Annotated in this window: 22 protein-coding genes; 4 read left to right on the top strand and 18 right to left on the bottom strand. The window is 69.0% G+C overall.

All coding sequences use genetic code 11. The annotated features are described in order from the left end of the window. Window positions 1-197, bottom strand: a 197-nt coding sequence (locus ACILR4_RS27675; protein WP_395704120.1) for a CreA family protein, incomplete at its 3' end; no start/stop codon positions are given. A gap of 130 nt (window positions 198-327) precedes the next feature. Between ACILR4_RS27675 and ACILR4_RS27680 the strand changes: the two genes are divergently transcribed. From ACILR4_RS27680 to ACILR4_RS27690, 3 genes are all read left to right on the top strand, one after another. After that, the gene (locus tag ACILR4_RS27680; RefSeq protein ID WP_395704121.1) at window positions 328-717 is read left to right on the top strand and encodes a BON domain-containing protein; all 390 of its coding nucleotides are present in this window, start codon (window positions 328-330) and stop codon (window positions 715-717) included. Window positions 718-737: 20 nt separating this feature from the next. Next, window positions 738-1,046, top strand: coding sequence for a BON domain-containing protein (locus ACILR4_RS27685; protein ID WP_395704122.1), 309 nt, complete (start codon window positions 738-740; stop codon window positions 1,044-1,046). Between the two features lie 64 nt (window positions 1,047-1,110). Then, window positions 1,111-2,502: a CHASE3 domain-containing protein gene (locus ACILR4_RS27690; protein ID WP_395704123.1), complete on the top strand. Its 1,392-nt coding sequence runs from the start codon at window positions 1,111-1,113 to the stop codon at window positions 2,500-2,502. A 20-nt stretch (window positions 2,503-2,522) separates the two neighbouring features. Here ACILR4_RS27690 and ACILR4_RS27695 read toward each other — a convergent pair whose 3' ends face one another. The 9 genes from ACILR4_RS27695 to ACILR4_RS27735 all read right to left on the bottom strand — a co-directional run bounded on the left by ACILR4_RS27695 (window position 2,523) and on the right by ACILR4_RS27735 (window position 9,751). Then, complete coding sequence (locus ACILR4_RS27695) at window positions 2,523-2,954, bottom strand: response regulator (RefSeq protein ID WP_395704124.1); 432 nt, start codon at window positions 2,952-2,954, stop codon at window positions 2,523-2,525. 22 nt (window positions 2,955-2,976) lie between these two features. Beyond that, complete coding sequence (locus ACILR4_RS27700; RefSeq protein WP_395704140.1) at window positions 2,977-3,609, bottom strand: response regulator; 633 nt, start codon at window positions 3,607-3,609, stop codon at window positions 2,977-2,979. Between the two features lie 134 nt (window positions 3,610-3,743). Continuing rightward, a complete protein-coding gene (locus ACILR4_RS27705) occupies window positions 3,744-4,211 on the bottom strand; it encodes an OmpA family protein (protein WP_395704125.1) in 468 nt (155 codons plus the stop codon). A 56-nt stretch (window positions 4,212-4,267) separates the two neighbouring features. Further along, window positions 4,268-5,200 carry an OmpA family protein gene (locus tag ACILR4_RS27710; protein ID WP_395704126.1) on the bottom strand — a complete coding sequence of 311 codons (933 nt, stop codon included), beginning with the start codon at window positions 5,198-5,200 and terminating at the stop codon, window positions 4,268-4,270. 47 nt (window positions 5,201-5,247) lie between these two features. Further along, the gene (locus tag ACILR4_RS27715; RefSeq protein WP_395704127.1) at window positions 5,248-5,598 is read right to left on the bottom strand and encodes a DUF4398 domain-containing protein; all 351 of its coding nucleotides are present in this window, start codon (window positions 5,596-5,598) and stop codon (window positions 5,248-5,250) included. Between the two features lie 288 nt (window positions 5,599-5,886). After that, window positions 5,887-6,936: a sulfate/molybdate ABC transporter ATP-binding protein gene (locus ACILR4_RS27720; protein WP_395704128.1), complete on the bottom strand. Its 1,050-nt coding sequence runs from the start codon at window positions 6,934-6,936 to the stop codon at window positions 5,887-5,889. Between the two features lie 12 nt (window positions 6,937-6,948). Continuing rightward, window positions 6,949-7,767 carry a sulfate ABC transporter permease subunit CysW gene (gene cysW, locus ACILR4_RS27725; RefSeq protein WP_395704141.1) on the bottom strand — a complete coding sequence of 273 codons (819 nt, stop codon included), beginning with the start codon at window positions 7,765-7,767 and terminating at the stop codon, window positions 6,949-6,951. Window positions 7,768-7,893: 126 nt separating this feature from the next. Next, window positions 7,894-8,727: a sulfate ABC transporter permease subunit CysT gene (gene cysT / locus ACILR4_RS27730; RefSeq protein WP_395704129.1), complete on the bottom strand. Its 834-nt coding sequence runs from the start codon at window positions 8,725-8,727 to the stop codon at window positions 7,894-7,896. A 4-nt stretch (window positions 8,728-8,731) separates the two neighbouring features. Beyond that, window positions 8,732-9,751 (bottom strand): sulfate ABC transporter substrate-binding protein, encoded by a 1,020-nt coding sequence (locus ACILR4_RS27735; protein ID WP_395704130.1) that lies wholly within the window; start codon window positions 9,749-9,751, stop codon window positions 8,732-8,734. Between the two features lie 236 nt (window positions 9,752-9,987). On the opposite strand from ACILR4_RS27735, the gene ACILR4_RS27740 reads away from it, so the two are divergent. Next, entirely contained in the window at window positions 9,988-10,227 is a 240-nt protein-coding gene (locus ACILR4_RS27740; RefSeq protein ID WP_395704131.1) for a hypothetical protein, read from the top strand. A 66-nt stretch (window positions 10,228-10,293) separates the two neighbouring features. Here the strand turns inward: ACILR4_RS27740 and ACILR4_RS27745 are convergent, their stop codons facing one another. The 8 genes from ACILR4_RS27745 to ACILR4_RS27780 all read right to left on the bottom strand — a co-directional run. Continuing rightward, window positions 10,294-10,869 carry a hypothetical protein gene (locus ACILR4_RS27745; protein WP_395704132.1) on the bottom strand — a complete coding sequence of 192 codons (576 nt, stop codon included), beginning with the start codon at window positions 10,867-10,869 and terminating at the stop codon, window positions 10,294-10,296. A 36-nt stretch (window positions 10,870-10,905) separates the two neighbouring features. Next, window positions 10,906-11,457: a GNAT family N-acetyltransferase gene (locus ACILR4_RS27750; protein ID WP_395704133.1), complete on the bottom strand. Its 552-nt coding sequence runs from the start codon at window positions 11,455-11,457 to the stop codon at window positions 10,906-10,908. After that, complete coding sequence (locus ACILR4_RS27755; RefSeq protein ID WP_395704134.1) at window positions 11,454-12,059, bottom strand: helix-turn-helix domain-containing protein; 606 nt, start codon at window positions 12,057-12,059, stop codon at window positions 11,454-11,456. The genes ACILR4_RS27750 and ACILR4_RS27755 overlap by 4 nt, the downstream gene beginning before the upstream one ends. Before the next feature lie 69 nt (window positions 12,060-12,128). Then, on the bottom strand, window positions 12,129-13,133 hold the full coding sequence (locus ACILR4_RS27760) for an aldo/keto reductase (protein ID WP_395704135.1): 1,005 nt from the start codon (window positions 13,131-13,133) through the stop codon (window positions 12,129-12,131). 5 nt (window positions 13,134-13,138) lie between these two features. Continuing rightward, window positions 13,139-14,101 carry a Gfo/Idh/MocA family oxidoreductase gene (locus ACILR4_RS27765; RefSeq protein WP_395704136.1) on the bottom strand — a complete coding sequence of 321 codons (963 nt, stop codon included), beginning with the start codon at window positions 14,099-14,101 and terminating at the stop codon, window positions 13,139-13,141. Continuing rightward, window positions 14,098-14,940: a class III extradiol dioxygenase subunit beta gene (locus tag ACILR4_RS27770; protein WP_395704137.1), complete on the bottom strand. Its 843-nt coding sequence runs from the start codon at window positions 14,938-14,940 to the stop codon at window positions 14,098-14,100. Before ACILR4_RS27770 ends, ACILR4_RS27765 begins: the two co-directional genes overlap by 4 nt. Next, window positions 14,940-15,329, bottom strand: coding sequence for a protocatechuate 4,5-dioxygenase subunit alpha (gene ligA, locus ACILR4_RS27775; protein ID WP_395704138.1), 390 nt, complete (start codon window positions 15,327-15,329; stop codon window positions 14,940-14,942). Before ligA ends, ACILR4_RS27770 begins: the two co-directional genes overlap by 1 nt. A 2-nt stretch (window positions 15,330-15,331) precedes the next feature. Continuing rightward, window positions 15,332-15,733, bottom strand: a 402-nt coding sequence (locus tag ACILR4_RS27780; RefSeq protein WP_395704139.1) for an amidohydrolase family protein, incomplete at its 5' end; no start/stop codon positions are given.

Here is a 15,733-nt window from a genome sequence, read left to right on the forward strand (position 1 = left end):
CCGGTCTTGGCGCGCGACACATGGCAGGTGACGCCGGACACGCGCGGATCGTCGTAGGCCTCGACCACGATCTTGTGGTTCGGCCCGATCAGGATGAAGGCGGTGCTGACCTCGCCGATCTGCTCGGCGCCGGCCGGCGCGCCCAGCAGCGCCAGCAACGAGACGCCGAGGACGAACAGGGGCTTGGAAATGGGCATGGCGATCCTTTGTAACGGGGGCCGCGTGTCAGGCACATCCCACATGCGAACCCGTTGCCCGCCGATAGGTCGGGCTGCGGGCGCATCCTAATCTCTCGGCATCCCTTCCTCACCTTCGAAAGGCAGTGCCATGAATGCCCGTAACACGCACCTGATGGCGCCGCTGCTGGGCGCCCTGATCGCCGCAGTGTCGATGGCCGCGTGCAACAAGGCCGACGACGGCCGCACCGTCGGCCAGAAGATGGACTCGGTGATCGCCGACGCCCAGCAGAAGGCGGCCGAGACCAAGTCCGAGGTCAAGCAGGAGATGAACGACGCGGCCATCACCGCCGGCGTGAACGCCGAGCTGGCCAAGGACGCCTCGCTGAGCGCGATGCGCATCAACGTGGACACCAGCCACGGCGAGGTGTCCTTGCGCGGCACCGCGCCCGACAACGCGGCGCGCGAGCGCGCGACGCAGCTGGCCGCCGCCGTCAAGGGCGTGACCCATGTCGACAACCAGCTGGTCGTGAACCAGTGAAGGCACGTCCCGGAGGCACCATGACCCACCCCCTGCACCGCCTGGCCTTCCTGGCCACGCTCTCCGCGGCACTCGGTTGCGCGCTGCTCAGCAGCGCCTGTTCCAGCACACCCACCCAGGCCAGCCTCGGCGAGACGGTGGACGCCTTCGTCGATGACAAGGCCGTCAGCGCGCTGAACATCCAGGTCGAGACCTTCAAGGGCAACGTCCAGCTCAGCGGCTTTGCCAACAGCGGCGACGAGCGCCGCCGCGCCGAGGAACTGGCCAGTGCGGTGAAGGGCGTGAAGAGCGTCAAGAACGACATCCGCCTGAAGACGGACAACGGCTGACGCGACCCGGGGATCGGGCTGGCCCCACAATCAGCCACTCCAGCCCGCCCGCCGCCGCACGACCTTGACGACACCGAACACCCACCGCATCCGCTGGTTCCTTGCCGCGCCGCCGCAGGTGCTGCTGGCGCTGGTGATGACAGCGGTGGTGTCGGTGATCGTGCTGGCGGTGTCCGAACTGGCGGCCGGCCGCGTCAACGAAGCGCGCAGCGCGGCCGTCGAGCTGCGCGAGCGCGCCACCCATGTCAGCGAGCTGCGGCAGGCGCTGATCCAGGCCGAATCGGCGCAGCGCGGCTACCTGCTGACGCAGGAGCAGCGCTACCTGCAACCCTTCAAGGATGCGGCCGCACGGGCCGAAAAGGCGGCTGTCAGCCTCCAGGCCTCGAGCCTGAGCGACCGCGGCACGCTGCAGCGCAGCGTGGACATCGTCGCGCTGGGCAATCGCAAGCTCGACGAGATCCGCGTCACCGTCGCGCAGGCCGAGCAGGGCCGGCTCGACCTGGCGATGGCGGTGCTCAAGGGTGGCTTCGGCATCCAGCTGATGGAAGACCTGGTGGCGCGTTGCGATGCCTTCGAGACGCAGCAACTCACCGCGCTGCAGGCCAAGCAGGAAGCCATCTCGGCATCGCTGCTGCAGCAGCGCTTCGGCGTCGGCATCGTGGTGCTGATCAACCTCGGCTTCCTGGCGCTGCTGGCCAACATGATGATCCGCCAGTTCACGCTGCGCGAAGAGCATCGCGCCGAGCTGGAACGCCAGGCCGGGCTGCTGGAGCAGGCGGTGAACGAGCGCACCGAGGAACTCTCCGCGCTGTCCACCTACCTGCAGAGCAGCAGCGAGCGCGAGAAGGCGCGCCTGGCACGCGACCTGCACGACGAGCTCGGCGGCATCCTGACCTCCGCCAAGATCGACATCGGCTGGCTCGAGGGCCACAGCAAGGCCACCGACCCCGAGGTGGTGCCGCGCCTGCAGCGCCTGGCCAAGGTGCTGGACGAGGCAGTGGACATGAAGCGGCGCGTGGTCGAGAACCTGCGCCCTTCGCTGCTCGATCACCTCGGCCTCGGTGCGGCGCTGGACTGGTACGTGCGCGACACCTGCCGCAAGGCCAACCTGAAGTGCACGCTGCGCACGCCGGACGACACCGCGGTGGTGCCACCGGAGATGGCCATCGCGATCTACCGCCTGGTGCAGGAAGGCCTGAACAACTGCATCAAGTACGCCAAGGCCACCAGCATCGACGTGGCCGTCGAGCGGGTGGAAGGCGGCTACCGCCTGCGCCTGCAGGACGACGGCATCGGCATCCAGGACTTCCGCGCCAACCACCTGTCGCACGGCATCGCCGGCATGCGGCAGCGTGCGCGGGCACTGGGCGGCCGCTTCGACCTGCGCACCGCGCCCGGCGCGGGCACGACGATCGAGGCCTTCTTCCCGATGGCCGACGGTGGCCGCAGCAATTAGGCGCTAGCGAATCGCTGCGCTCAGGCGCCGCGCGCCTGTTCCAGCAGGGCGCGCACCTGGCGGAAGTCGCGGCTCTTGTCGAGGAAGTGGTCGGCGCCGGCATTGCGGCAGGCCGTCTCCAGCACCGGAAACGCGTGGTTCGTCAGCACGATCAGCAACGGCCGGCGCCCAGTGGCTGCCTCGCTGCGGCGCAGCGCCGTGATCACGCCCAGGCCGGTGCCCTGCCGCAGGCTGAGGTCGATCACCACCGCATCGGGCTGCAGCGCCTGGTAGTCGGCAATGGCCTGGGACTCGGTGTCGGCCACGCCGGCCACTTCCAGGCGGCCGGGCTCGTCGATCAGCTCGCGCAAGGCCGCCTGCACCCGCGGCAGGTCCTCGACGATCAGCACGCGCAAGGCCGCGGCCGACGACGAAGAAGAAGAGGTCGAAGCTTCCACCGCGATCGACATCATCCGCACCGCATCCGCGCCGGCCTCACTGCACCAGGTTCTTGCGCACCGCGTACTGGGTGAGGTCGGCGTTGGTCTTGAAGTTCATCTTCTCGAGCAAGCGCGCACGGTAGGTGCTGACGGTCTTGCTGCTGAGGCTGAGCTCGTTGGCGATCTCGGTCACGCTGCGGCCCACGGCCAGCTTCGAGAAGATCTGGAACTCACGCTCGGACAGGCGCAGGTGCGCCGGCTGCTCGATGTCTTCGGTCAGGCCCGCGGCCAGCAGCTCGGCCAGCGTCGGGCTGACGTAGCGGCGGCCGGCGGCCACGGTGCGCACCGCCTGCACCAGCTGGTCGGTGGCGAGCTCCTTGCTGAGGAAGCCGCTGGCGCCGGCCTTCAGCACGTTCAGGCCGTACTGGTCTTCGGGATAGGCGCTGAGGATCAGGATGGCCGTTTCCGGCGTCGAAGCGCGCACCTGGCGCAGCACGTCGATGCCCGAGAGGTCGGGCAGCGAGAGGTCGATCACGCACACGTCCATCGGCGTCTTGCGCACCGCGTCGAGCGCGGCGCGGCCGGTGGCGCCCTCGGCCACGATCTGGATGTCGCTGCTGCCTTCCAGGATGTAGCGGAAGCCGGCGCGCACGATGTCATGGTCGTCGAACAGACCGAGGCGGATGATCAGCATGGGGCACGCCCTCCAGCGGCTTCATGGACAGGTGCCCATTGTCGGCCGACGGGGGTGCCGCCGGCATCAGGGTGACGGCTGGGGCCGTGTAGGGGACGCCCTACAAGCGCCGGCCGAAGACCGGGCCGTCAGGCCATGCAGCGCCAGCCACGGTGCAGCGCGGCCTGGCGCGGCCAGGCGCCGACGGTCTCGATCGTCAGCGGCGCCGCCAGCGCGACGGCGGCCGGCACGCGGGACTCGCGCTGCTCGAGGTAGATGCTCTCGCGCGGCACGCCTTCGGCCACCAGCTCCATCCGCACCGCGTTGGCCCGCAGCCGGGCCAGCGCCTGCGCCGCGGCTTCGCCGGCGCCGGCCGGGGCCGGCACGCTGATGACCACGGCCTCCAGCGTTGCCGGCGCCAGGCCCTGCACGAACTGACCGATGCGCGCGCGACCCGCCGGGGAAAGATCGGCGGCCCCCGGCCGGAACAGCGTGGACGCGAAGGCCGTCGAGCGCGACTCCGGCATCGGCGGCGCACTGCAGACACCGAGCGCCCGCGCCGGCATCGCCAGCGTCAGCAGCAGCGACGCGGCGCCGCACAGGATGGACAGGGACATCGTTCGCTTCATCATCGTCGACTCCTGGCGTGAGGACACGGGCGGCGCAGGGAAGGTCAACCGCGCGGGCGCACCGGCTGGTTGTTGTTCGACAGGTACACCTCGACGCGGCGGTTCATCGCGCGGTTGGTGTCGGTCGAGTTGTCGGCCACCGGGTACTGCTTGCCATAGCCGATGACGGTGACGCGGGGCGCCGCCACGCCCATGCGTTCGAGCGCGGTGGCCACGGCCTCGGCGCGGCGACGCGAGAGCTGCTCGTTGTAGGCGTCCGAGCCGATGCTGTCGGTATGGCCTTCGATCAGCACGCGGCGATCCGGGTAGGCCTTCAGGAACTCGGCCAGCTTGGCCAGTTCGCCCTGCGCAGCGGGCTTGATCTCGGCGCGATTGAACTCGAACAGCAGGTCGCCCAGGGTCACCAGGGTGCCGCGCTCGGTCTGCTGGGCCTGCAGCTCGGCCAGCTGCTGCTTCAGCGCGGCCGCCCGCACCTGGGCTTCGTTGGCCTGGGCCTGGGCCTCGCTGGCCTGCGCCTGGGCGCTGGCGGCCTGCTGCTCCGCGCCGCTGGCGCGGGCCTCGGCCGCCGCCGCCTTCTGCTGCGCCACCCGGGCCTGCACCTGCGCCCGTTGCGCTTCCAGCGTGCGCACGTCGGCGCGGGCGCGCTCGCGCTCGGCCTCGGCGCCGCGAATGGCGTCTTCGTTGCGCGCGGCCTGTGCAATGGCCATCGCCGTGCGAGCCTGCTGCTGCGCAATGTGAGCGGCACTGCTCACCTCGGCGAGCGATTCGCCCTTGGCCTGCAGCATGTTCGCGCGGTTCAGCGATTCGGTGGCCTTGCGCAATTCAACCGGCGCCTTGGCCAGCACGTCGGCGTCGCTCTCGGCGGTCTGCACCGCGGCACGGGCCTCCAGCAGGGCCGGTGGTGTCGGCGGTACGCTGGAACAGGCCCCGAGGGCCAGTACGGCGGCCAGGCTGGTGGCGGCAAGGGTGGGCTTCATGGTCGAACTCCTGGGTGTGATCGTCGTGACGAGGCTGGGCCGTCGCCTTACTGGCGGGCCATCTCCAGGCGCAGCTGGCGGATGCTGTCGCGCACCGCAGCCAGCGCGCGGTCCGAGCGAACCGATCGCGCCTGCGCTTCGGCCAGCGTGGCGTCGGCATCGGCCTCGGCCGCGAGCTGGCGAGCCAGCGCGTAGTCCTTGTTCGCGAAGGCCACGTTGGCGCGGCTGATCTTGTCGCGCGCCATCGCCAGCTCGGCCGGCGCCTCGGCGGCGGCCGGTCCGGTGGCACGCTCGACGGCGGCCTGGCCGACGGCCAGCTGGGCGCGTGGCGGCGGCTCGCTGGCGCAGGCGGTCAACAGCGCAAGCAGCCCGACGGCTGCCCACGGGGTCCCACGCATGGGGCGGGTCAACGTGGCGTGATGGCGCATGTGCACTCCTTCCGGGGTTGTCGATCTCGCAGCCGCTGGACGCCGAAGTGAGCGTCTGCCGCGATGGATCAAACTTTAGGCAGGCCCCGGGGCCGGGCGTATCGGACGTCGGCGCGAAGCCGGGTCAGCCGCGGACTACAGGCTGTCGGCGCGCCACGAGAACCGTTGGAGCACCCACGGCCAAGGCTGCCGAGCAGCCCGCGAGAGACGCAGGCTGCGCAGCAGCGAATGCTTCGCCGACGGATCAGATCATCGCGATCAGATCATCGCGGCCGGGTCGACCGGCACCTCGGCAAAGCGGCGCACGCGGCGCGGCCGCAGGTGCACCGGCGCGCCAGGCTTCAGCGCCAGTCGCTCGCGCAGCACGGTGAATTCGCTGCGCGGCAGCTCGACATCGACATAGCCGCCGTCGTCATTGCGCTTGAACTCCAGCCGGGTGTTCGGGCCGACGGTCAGCGCCTGAGACAGCGTGACCGCGATCGAGCCGGGCTCGGCCTGCGCCATCAGCTCCAGCTCGTGCGGCCGGACATAACTCACATCCACCCCGGCCACCGGGCCGCTGCCGCCAAAGCGGCCGTGGAACAGGTTCACGTCACCCAGAAACTGCAGCACGAAAGGCGTGGCCGGCTGGTCGTAGACCTCGTCGGGCGAACCCACCTGCTCGATGCGGCCCTCGTTCATCACGACGATGCGGTCGGCCACCTCCATCGCCTCTTCCTGGTCGTGCGTGACGAAGACGCTGGTCACATGCATCTCGTCGTGCAGCCGGCGCAGCCAGCGGCGCAGCTCCTGGCGCACCTTGGCGTCGAGCGCACCAAACGGCTCGTCGAGCAGCAGCACCTTGGGCTCGACCGCCAGCGCCCGCGCGAGCGCGATGCGCTGGCGCTGGCCGCCCGAGAGCTGGTGCGGGTAGCGGCCGGCGATCCAGTCGAGTTGCACCAGCGTCAGCAGCTCGGTCACCTTGCGGTTGATCTCGGCCTCCGGCGGGCGGGTGGCCTTCGGCCGCACACGCAGCCCGAACGCAACGTTCTCGAAGATCGTCATGTGCGCGAACAGCGCGTAGTGCTGGAACACGAAGCCGACCTGGCGTTCGCGCACGTCGGCAAAGGTGGCGTCCGCGCCGTGGAACAGCACGGTGCCCGAGTCCGGCACTTCCAGGCCGGCGATGATGCGCAGCAGCGTGGTCTTGCCCGAGCCCGACGGCCCCAGCAGCGCCACCAGTTCGCCGGCCGGGATGTCCAGGTTCAGGTTATCGCAGACGACGGTCTTGCCAAAGCGCTTGTTCAGGTTGCGGACTTCGATGCTCATGACCTTCTTTCCTCACTCGCCGCCGCGTTCGGCGGCCACCTTCTTCACGGCCTTCACCCGTTGCTCGACCAGGTACTTCAGCACCAGCGTCACCAGCGCCAGCAGCGCCAGCAGCGAGGCCACCGCGAAAGCCGCGGCGAACTGGTATTCGTTGTAGAGAATCTCGATGTGCAGCGGCATCGTGTTGGTCGAACCGCGGATGTGGCCCGACACCACGCTGACCGCGCCGAATTCGCCCATCGCCCGCGCATTGCACAGGATCACGCCGTACAGCAGCGCCCACTTGATGTTCGGCAGCGTGACGCGCCAGAAGATCTGCCAGCCATTGGCGCCCAGCACGCGGGCCGCCTCTTCCTGCTCGGTGCCCTGGGCCTGCATCAGCGGAATCAGCTCGCGCGCCACGAACGGGAAGGTGACGAACACGGTGGCCAGCACGATGCCGGGCACCGCGAAGATCACCTTCAGGTCGTGGTCGCGCAGCCACTCGCCGAGCCAGCCCTGCAGCCCGAAGATCAGCACATAGACCAGGCCCGAGATCACTGGGCTCACCGAGAACGGCAGGTCGATCAGCGTCAGCAGCAGGCTCTTGCCGCTGAACTCGAACTTGGCAATGCACCAGGCCGCCGCCACGCCGAACACCAGGTTCATCGGCACCGACACCAGCGCGGCGATGAGCGTGAGGCGGATCGCGGCCAGCGCGTCGGGCTCGACGATGGCCGCCAGGTAGACAGCCCAGCCCTTCTTGAAGGCCTCGAAGAACACGATGGCCAGCGGCACGAACAGGAAGAAGGTCAGGAAGGCCAGCGCCAGGACGATGAGCAGCCGGCGCATCCAGGCCGGCTCCTCGGTGGCGGCGCGGATGCTGCGCGGCGCGACGCCGGGGCGGGCGACGCTCACGCCCGATGCGGGCGTCGCGCTGCCGGCGCACGGCAAGGCGGAGGCGGGCGTGCTCATGGTCTAGCGTCCCTGCCGCGCGCGGGCCCAGGCCTGCAGGCCGTTGATCGCCAGCAGCAGCACGAAGGCCGCCACCAGCATCACCACCGCGATCGCGGTGGCGCCGGCGTAGTCGTACTGCTCGAGCTTGGTGATGATCAGCAGCGGCGTGATCTCGCTGACCATCGGCATGTTGCCGGCGATGAAGATCACCGAGCCGTATTCGCCCAGCGCGCGGGCGAAGGCCAGCGCGAAGCCTGTCAGCAACGCGGGCGTCAGTGTCGGCAGGATCACGTGGCGAAAGGTCTGCCAGCGGCTGGCGCCCAGCGTCGCGGCGGCCTCCTCGGTTTCGCGCTGCAGATCTTCGAGCACCGGTTGCAGCGTGCGCACGACGAAGGGCAGGCCGATGAAGGTGAGCGCGACGAAGACGCCCAGCGGCGTGAAGCTGACCTTGAACGGCAGCCAGCGGCCGATCCAGCCGTTCTGCGCATACAGCGCGGTCAGCGCGATGCCGGCCACCGCGGTGGGCAGCGCGAACGGCAGGTCGACCAGCGCGTCGACGATGCGCTTGAACGGGAAGCGGTAGCGCACCAGCACCCACGCGACGACCAGGCCGAAACCGGCGTTCAGCACGGCCGCGGCGAACGAGGCGCCAAAGGTCAGACGGTACGAGGCCAGCACGCGCGGCGAGCTCACGGTGTCCCAGAAGGCCGGCCAGGTCATCGTCGCCGTCTTCAGGAAGGCGGCGAACAGCGGGATCAGGACGATGAAGCTCAGGTACAGCAGCGTGAAGCCGAGCGCCAGGTCGAAGCCCGGCAGCACGCTGTGGCGCTTGAGCAGGGTGCGGGTGAACAGCACGGGGCTAGCGCCGGGTGTAGATCTTGTCGAAGCTGCCGCCATCGGCGAAGTGGGTCTTCTGCGCCTTGGCCCAGCCGCCGAACACCTCGTCGATCGTGAACAGCGTCAGCTTGGGGAACTGCTTCGCGTACCTGGCTGCCGCGGCCGCGTCAATTGGACGATAGTAGTGCTCGCCGGCGAGGTTCTGGCCTTCCGGCGAGTACAGGTAGTCGAGATAGGCCTGTGCCACCGCGCGGGTGCCGCGCTTGTCGACCACCTTGTCGACCACCGCCACCGGCGGCTCGGCCAGGATCGACAGCGAAGGGGCGACGACATCGACCTTGTCCGGACCGAGTTCCTTCAGCGCCAGCAGCGCCTCGTTCTCCCAGGCCAGCAGCACGTCGCCCAGGCCGCGCTCGACGAAGGTGGTGGTCGCGCCGCGCGCGCCGCTGTCGAGCACCGGCACGTTTGCCAGCACCCTGCCGACGAATTCCTGCGCCTTGGCCTCGCTGCCGTACTTCTTCAGCGCATAGCCCCAGGCCGCCAGGTAGTTCCAGCGCGCGCCGCCGGAGGTCTTGGGGTTCGGCGTGATCACGCTGACGCCGGGCTTGGCCAGGTCGTCCCAGTCCTTGATGCCCTTCGGATTGCCTTTGCGCACCAGGAACACGATGGTCGAGGTGTAGGGCGCGCTGTTGTGCTTCAGGCGCTTCTGCCAGTCGGCCGGGATCAGCCTGCCCTTCTCGGCAATCTCGTCGATGTCGTAGGCCAGCGCCAGCGTCACCACATCGGCTTCCAGCCCGTCGATCACCGAGCGCGCCTGCTTGCCCGAGCCGCCGTGCGACTGCTTGATCGTGACGGTGTCCCCGGTCTTGCCCTGCCAGTACTTCGCGAAGGCCTTGTTGAAGTCGGCGTACAGCTCACGCGTCGGGTCGTAGGACACGTTGAGCAGCGTGATCTCCTTGGCCTGGGCGGCCAACGCCGACGCGCCGATGGACAGTGCCAGCAGCAGCCGGCGGGCAGAACCGAAAGTGTGGGAAGCGGACATGGCGGGAGCGGGAACTCGGCAGCGAAAACGAGCACCGATGCTAGGCAGCGGGCCCGCGCGCGAGAACAAAGCGATCCGCCTATCGATATGCGCCGGCCGGATATCGGGCGACCAGGCAAGCCCGCTCTGTTATGTCAAATTTGGAGCGGCATGGCATAATGTTCGCTGGGTCGTTACTTGCCGTCTCTCGAGGCAGCCCCGCCTCGATCAAGCCGCCCCACCACCTCAGGCCCCCAATGTCCAAAGCCGACACCAAGACCTCCATCGATTCCGACGGCCTGCGCTACCGCAGCAAGGCGCCTGGCTCGCCTTTCACGGCGGCCGGTGCCTTCGGTGCCGCCACGATGTCCTGCTTTCTCTGTGGCAAGCACCGGCCCCGCAGCGCGCTGAAGTCGCGCCGCCTGCTCGGCAAGGCGCAGTTCGTCTGCTCGCCGAGTTGCAAGGAGGCCGAGGCGGGCGGCCCTGCGAAGGCCTGAGGGCCCTGCCCTGTCACCCAGCAAAAAGCCGGCCTCGCGCCGGCTTTTTGCTGGGTGCGTGGCGCGTCATGCGGCCGGCGCTTCCCAGGCGGCGATCCAGCTCTCGCCATTCGGCAGCACGCGGCCGTAGCCTTGTGCCGCGAGGTCTTCGCGTGACCACACCGAACGGTGGTCCTCGAAGGGATTGGCCTCGACATGCTGCTCGACGAAGTCCTTCGGCGTGCTGACCAGCGCCATGCGCCGCGCGATGCGCCGGCACTGCTGCAGGAAGCGCAGGCCGTCGGCCTTGTCGAAGTGCTCGAGGATGTCGATCGCCATCACGAGTTCGTAGGCGCCGTCGGCAATGGTCGGCAGCAGTTGCAACGCGTCGCCGACACGCACCTCGTTGTAGGCCCACTGGTGCACCGGCGTCAGGTAGCCGCCATAGCCCTCGATGCCGTCGATGCGCACGCGCCAGTGTTCGCGCGGCGTCTGCCGCGCGTCGCGGCCGTTCACCTCGAACAGGTGGATGTGCTCGAGGTTGGTGCGCAGCAGGAAGCCATACTGGCCCATGCCGACGCCGACGTCGAGCACCGATTGCGGCCGCAGGGCCTCGACGCAGCCGACGATGGTGCTGATCTGGCTGCTTTGACTGAAGGGCACGGCAAGGAATCCTGGAACGCCAAACGGGCGCCGATGCTAACCCAGCGCCGGGACCCCCGCCTCCAGCGGCTTGTAGTAGTAGGTGGTGCTGCAGTAGCCACCGCGCGGCCACAGCGCATAACCCGGAATGTGACCGGCCATCAACCAGCCTAGCCGGCTGTACAGCCGCGAGGCGTCGCTGCCGGTCACCGTGTCCAGCACCAGCAGCGTCTTGCCGGCCTGGAGCGCCGCGGCCTCGGCGGCGCGCATCAAGGCTTCGCCCACGCCACGCCGGCGCGCACGGCCGTGCACCAGCATCTTCGCGATGTCGGCCCGATGCGGCTGGTTGTCCGGCTGCGCCAGCACCACCTGCACGGTGCCGATGATGCGGTCGGCCTCGTCGCGCGCCACCAGCAGGATGCGCTCGCCGGCTTCGGCCCCTGCGGCCACGCGCCGCCAGAAGTCCAGCGCCTGTTCGCGCGGCAGCGGCCACATGAACGACACCGAGGCGCCGCCTTCGACGCAGTCGAGCAACACGTCGGTCAGCTGCTGCAGGGCGGCTTCGTCGTCGGCACGGGTGAGGCGGGTGATGCGGAGGTCGCTACTCATGGGGCTCGGCGTGCGGTGGGGATGGCGGAGGCCTCGGCGGTGATCGCGACCAGGTAGCGCGCGGCCTGCCGATGCGGGTTGCTGAAGATGATCGGCTGGTCCAGCTGCATGGCCAGGCAGTCGCCGGCGGCCAGGCGGTGGGTTTCGCTGCCCAGCTGCACGTCCATCGCCCCGTCGATCACCCACACCTGCTGGTGCGTGGGGCTCTGCCGCGCCGTGGTTTCGTAGGCCACGCGGGCGCCCGGCGGAAAGCGCACCTCGACCAGCTGGATCGGCGACGCAAAGCCCGGCGGCGAGAGGTTGCGCCGCACGTAGCCGGACTGCGGATCGGTCCATTCGGGCTGCTCGGCCCGCCGCGCCACCGGCGAGGCACTGGCGGCCGGCGCTTCGTCGAACAGGCTCGCGAGCATCACGCCCAGGCCGGTGGCCAGGCGCTCGAGCACCACCGCGGTGGGGCTGCTTTCGCCGCGCTCGATCAGCGAGATCATCGAGCGGCTGACGCCGCAGCGCGTGGCCAGCGCGTCGAGCGACAGGCCTTGCGCGCTGCGCAGCGCGTGCACGCGGGCGGCGATGCGCTGGTTCAGGTCGGAAGTGCTGGACACCGCGATTCCCTCAAGATGGAATCAGTGTCCAATAAACTGGATAGGGCCGTCAAGCCCCTGGCGGGCGGCTCAAGGGGTGAACTGCTCGGTGTCCACGTCGGCCTGCCCGGCCGGGTTGTAGCGTTCGCCGACCACCGTGTGCTGGTTGATCAGCGCATCGAGCTGGCCGATCACTTCGGGCGCTAGCGACACGGCGGCCGCGCCCAGGTCTTCGGCCAGGTGGTCGGCGCGCGTCGTGCCGGGAATCGGGATCACGTGCTCGCCACGCGCCAGCAGCCAGGCCAGCGCCAGCTGGGCCATGCTGCAGCCCGCCTCGGCCGCCAGGGCGCCGTAGTCCGCCAGCAGCTTCAGGTTCGTGGCGTAGGTGTCCGGCGCAAAGCGCGGCATCGCGCGGCGGATGTCCTTGGCATCGAACGCGCTCACGTCGCGCAGGGTGCCGGTGAGGAAGGCGCGCGCCAGCGGGCTGAAGGCCACGAAGGCGATGCCGAGCTCGCGGCAGGCCGCCAGCACCGCGATCTCCGGATTGCGGGTCCACAGCGAATACTCGGTCTGCAGCGCCGCGATCGGATGCACCGCATGCGCGCGCCGCAGGGTGGATGCCGACACCTCCGACAGGCCCAGCGCCCTCACCTTGCCTTCGCGCACCAGTTCGGCCATCGCGCCGACCGACTCCTCGATCGGCACCCGCTTGTCCCAGCGGTGCAGGTAGTACAGGTCGATGACCTCGGTGCCCAGGCGGCGCAGGCTGTCTTCGCAGTTGCGGCGGATCGCCTCGGGCCGGCCATCGATGACGCGCTTGATGCCGTCGGGAAACGCGACACCGGCCATGCCACCCTTGCTGGCCAGCGTGATGCGCGACCGGTGCGGCTTCAGCACCCGGCCGACCAGTTCTTCGTTGGCACCGAAGCCGTACAGCGCCGCGGTGTCGAACAGCGTCACGCCGCCGTCCAGCGCCTGCAGCAGCAGACGCTCGCCCTGCTCGGCAGAGGGCGGCACGCCATACGCATGGCTCAGGTTCATGCAGCCCAGGCCGATGGCCGAGACGCTGAACGGGCCGAGGCGACGCTGCTGCATGGACGTCAACCCGCGTTCAGCTGCTGCTCCAGCTGGTGCAGCACCTCGTAGCACGGCAGCACCTGGGCCACGCTGGCGTTCGGCTCGCGACCTTCGCGGATGGCCGCGAAGAACTCGCGGTCCTGCAGCTCGATGCCGTTCATCGACACGTCGACCTGCGAGACATCGATCTTCTGGTCCTTGCCGTCGACCAGATCGTCATAACGCGCAATGTACGTGCCGGTGTCGCCGATGTAGCGGAAGAAGGTGCCCAGCGGCCCTTCGTTGTTGAAGCTCAAGGAGAGGGTGCAGATCGCGCCGTTGGCCGCCTTCAGCTGGATCGACATGTCCATCGCGATGCCCAGCGTCGGGTGGATCGGCCCCTGCACGGCATTGGCCTTCACGATCGGGCTGCGCGCCTGGTACGCGAACAGGTCCACCGTGTGCGCCGCGTGGTGCCACAGCAGGTGGTCGGTCCAGCTGCGCGGCTGGCCCAGCGCGTTCATGTTGGTGCGGCGGAAGAAATACGTCTGCACATCCATCTGCTGGATGTTGAACTCGCCGGCCACGATGCGCCGGCGCACCCACTGGTGGCTGGGGTTGAATCGCCGCGTGTGGCCGCACATCGCCACCAGGCCGGTCTTCTTCTGCAGGTCGACCACGGCCTGCGCGTCCGCCCGGCTGTCGGCCAGCGGAATCTCCACCTGCACATGCTTGCCGGCCTGCATGCAGGCGATGGCCTGCCGGGCATGCATCTGCGTCGGCGTGCACAGGATCACCGCATCCACTTCCTTCAGGGCCAGGCTGTCGGCCAGATCGGTGCTGACGTGGCCGATGCCGTACTTCGCCGCCACCTCCCGCGTCTTCTCGAGTTCGCGGCTGAGGAGCGAGACGACTTCGACGCCATCGATCAGCTTGATCGCATCGAGGTGCTTGATGCCGAAGGCACCGGCACCGGCCAGCGCCACCTTGATGGTCTTGTTGCTCATACGTTCTCCAGGATCAGGTGACCGACCGCCGTGTTGCTGGCGGGCACGTGGTAGAAGCGGTGGCGCACCTTCGGCGGGCGATCGTTCATCGCACCGCGGGCGATCAGCCACATCACCAGCTCGATGCCTTCGCTGCCGGCCTCGCGCACGTAGTCGATGTGCGGCAGGGTGGCCAGGTCGGCCGGGTCGGCGATCAGGCGATCGAGGAAGCGGTTGTCGAATTCCTTGTTGATCAGCCCGGCGCGCGGGCCCTGCAGCTGGTGGCTCATGCCGCCGGTGCCCCAGACCTGCACGTTCAGGTCCTGGTCGAAGGATTCGATGGCCTTGCGGATCGCCTTGCCCAGGTTGTAGCAGCGGCGGCCCGAGGGCACCGGGTACTGCACCACGTTCACCGCGAACGGAATCACCGGGCAAGGCCAGGCCTCGGGCTGGCCGCACATCAGGCTCAGCGGCACGGTGAGCCCATGGTCGACGTCCATCTTGTTGACGATGGTCAGGTCGAAGTCGTCCTGGATCACCGACTGCGCAATGTGCGCGGCCAGTTCCGGATGCCCGACCACCTTGGGCACCGGGCGCGGGCCCCAGCCCTCGTCGGCGGGCTGGAACTCGGCGGCACAGCCGATCGCGAAGGTGGGAATCAGCTCGAGGCTGAACGCGCTGGCGTGGTCGTTGTAGACGAGGAAGATCACGTCGGGCTTGTTCTCCTTCAGCCACTGCTTGGAGAACTCGTAGCCCTTGAACACCGGCTGCCAGTAGGGCTCGGCGCTCTTGCCGAGGTCGAGCGCGGCACCGATCGCCGGCACGTGGGAGGTGTAGACACTGGCGCTGATCCTGGCCATTATTTCTTCTCTCCGATGTAGCGGTTGCCTTCGGGCGAACGGCCGCCGGCCAGCATCATGGCCGCGTACTCTTCCTGCGTCATGCCGGTCATGCTGGCGGCCATGTACTGGAAGCTCTTGCCGTCGGTGGCACCGATCTTGGCCAGGAAGTAGATGTTGCCGCCGGCGGCGATGCAGCGGTTGAGGTCACGCGCCAGCACGGCCTGCTTCTGTTCCTCGGTCATCGGCCACTCGTCGAGGTAGAGCCGCTCGTTGGCCTTGAAGCGCTCGCGGTTCGCCGCCTTCATCAGGCTCATGCAGAACTGGTTGAGCCAGTAGCCCTTGCGGGACTGCTCGGCGTCGAAGATCGTCGTGCCCGGCACGTCGAGGTAGGGCTTGTTCAGAGCCATGATCAGCGCTGCTCCTCAGGCCAGTACAGCCGCATCGGGTTGTCCACCAGCAGCTTGCGCTGCAGCTCCGGCGTCCCCGCGATGTGCGGAATGAAGTCGACCAGCAGGCCGTCGTCGGGCATGTGGTCCTTCAGGTTCGGGTGCGGCCAGTCGGTGCCCCACAGCACGCGGTCGGGGAACTGCTCGACGATGCGGCGCGCGAAGGGCACCACGTCGCGGTAGGCGGCCTGCTCGCCGTTCAAGGCCGGCGGTCCCGCCACCGACAGTCGCTCGGGGCAGCTGACCTTGGACCAGACGTTCGGATGCTCGCGCATGAAGCGCTCGAACAGCGCGAACTCGGGCCCGTCGACCGGCTTGCTCACGTCCGGCCGGCCCATGTGGTCGACGACCACGGTGGTGGGCAG

The sequence above is a fragment of the Aquabacterium sp. genome, from assembly GCF_044226965.1.
GTDB lineage: Bacteria > Pseudomonadota > Gammaproteobacteria > Burkholderiales > Burkholderiaceae_C > Pseudaquabacterium.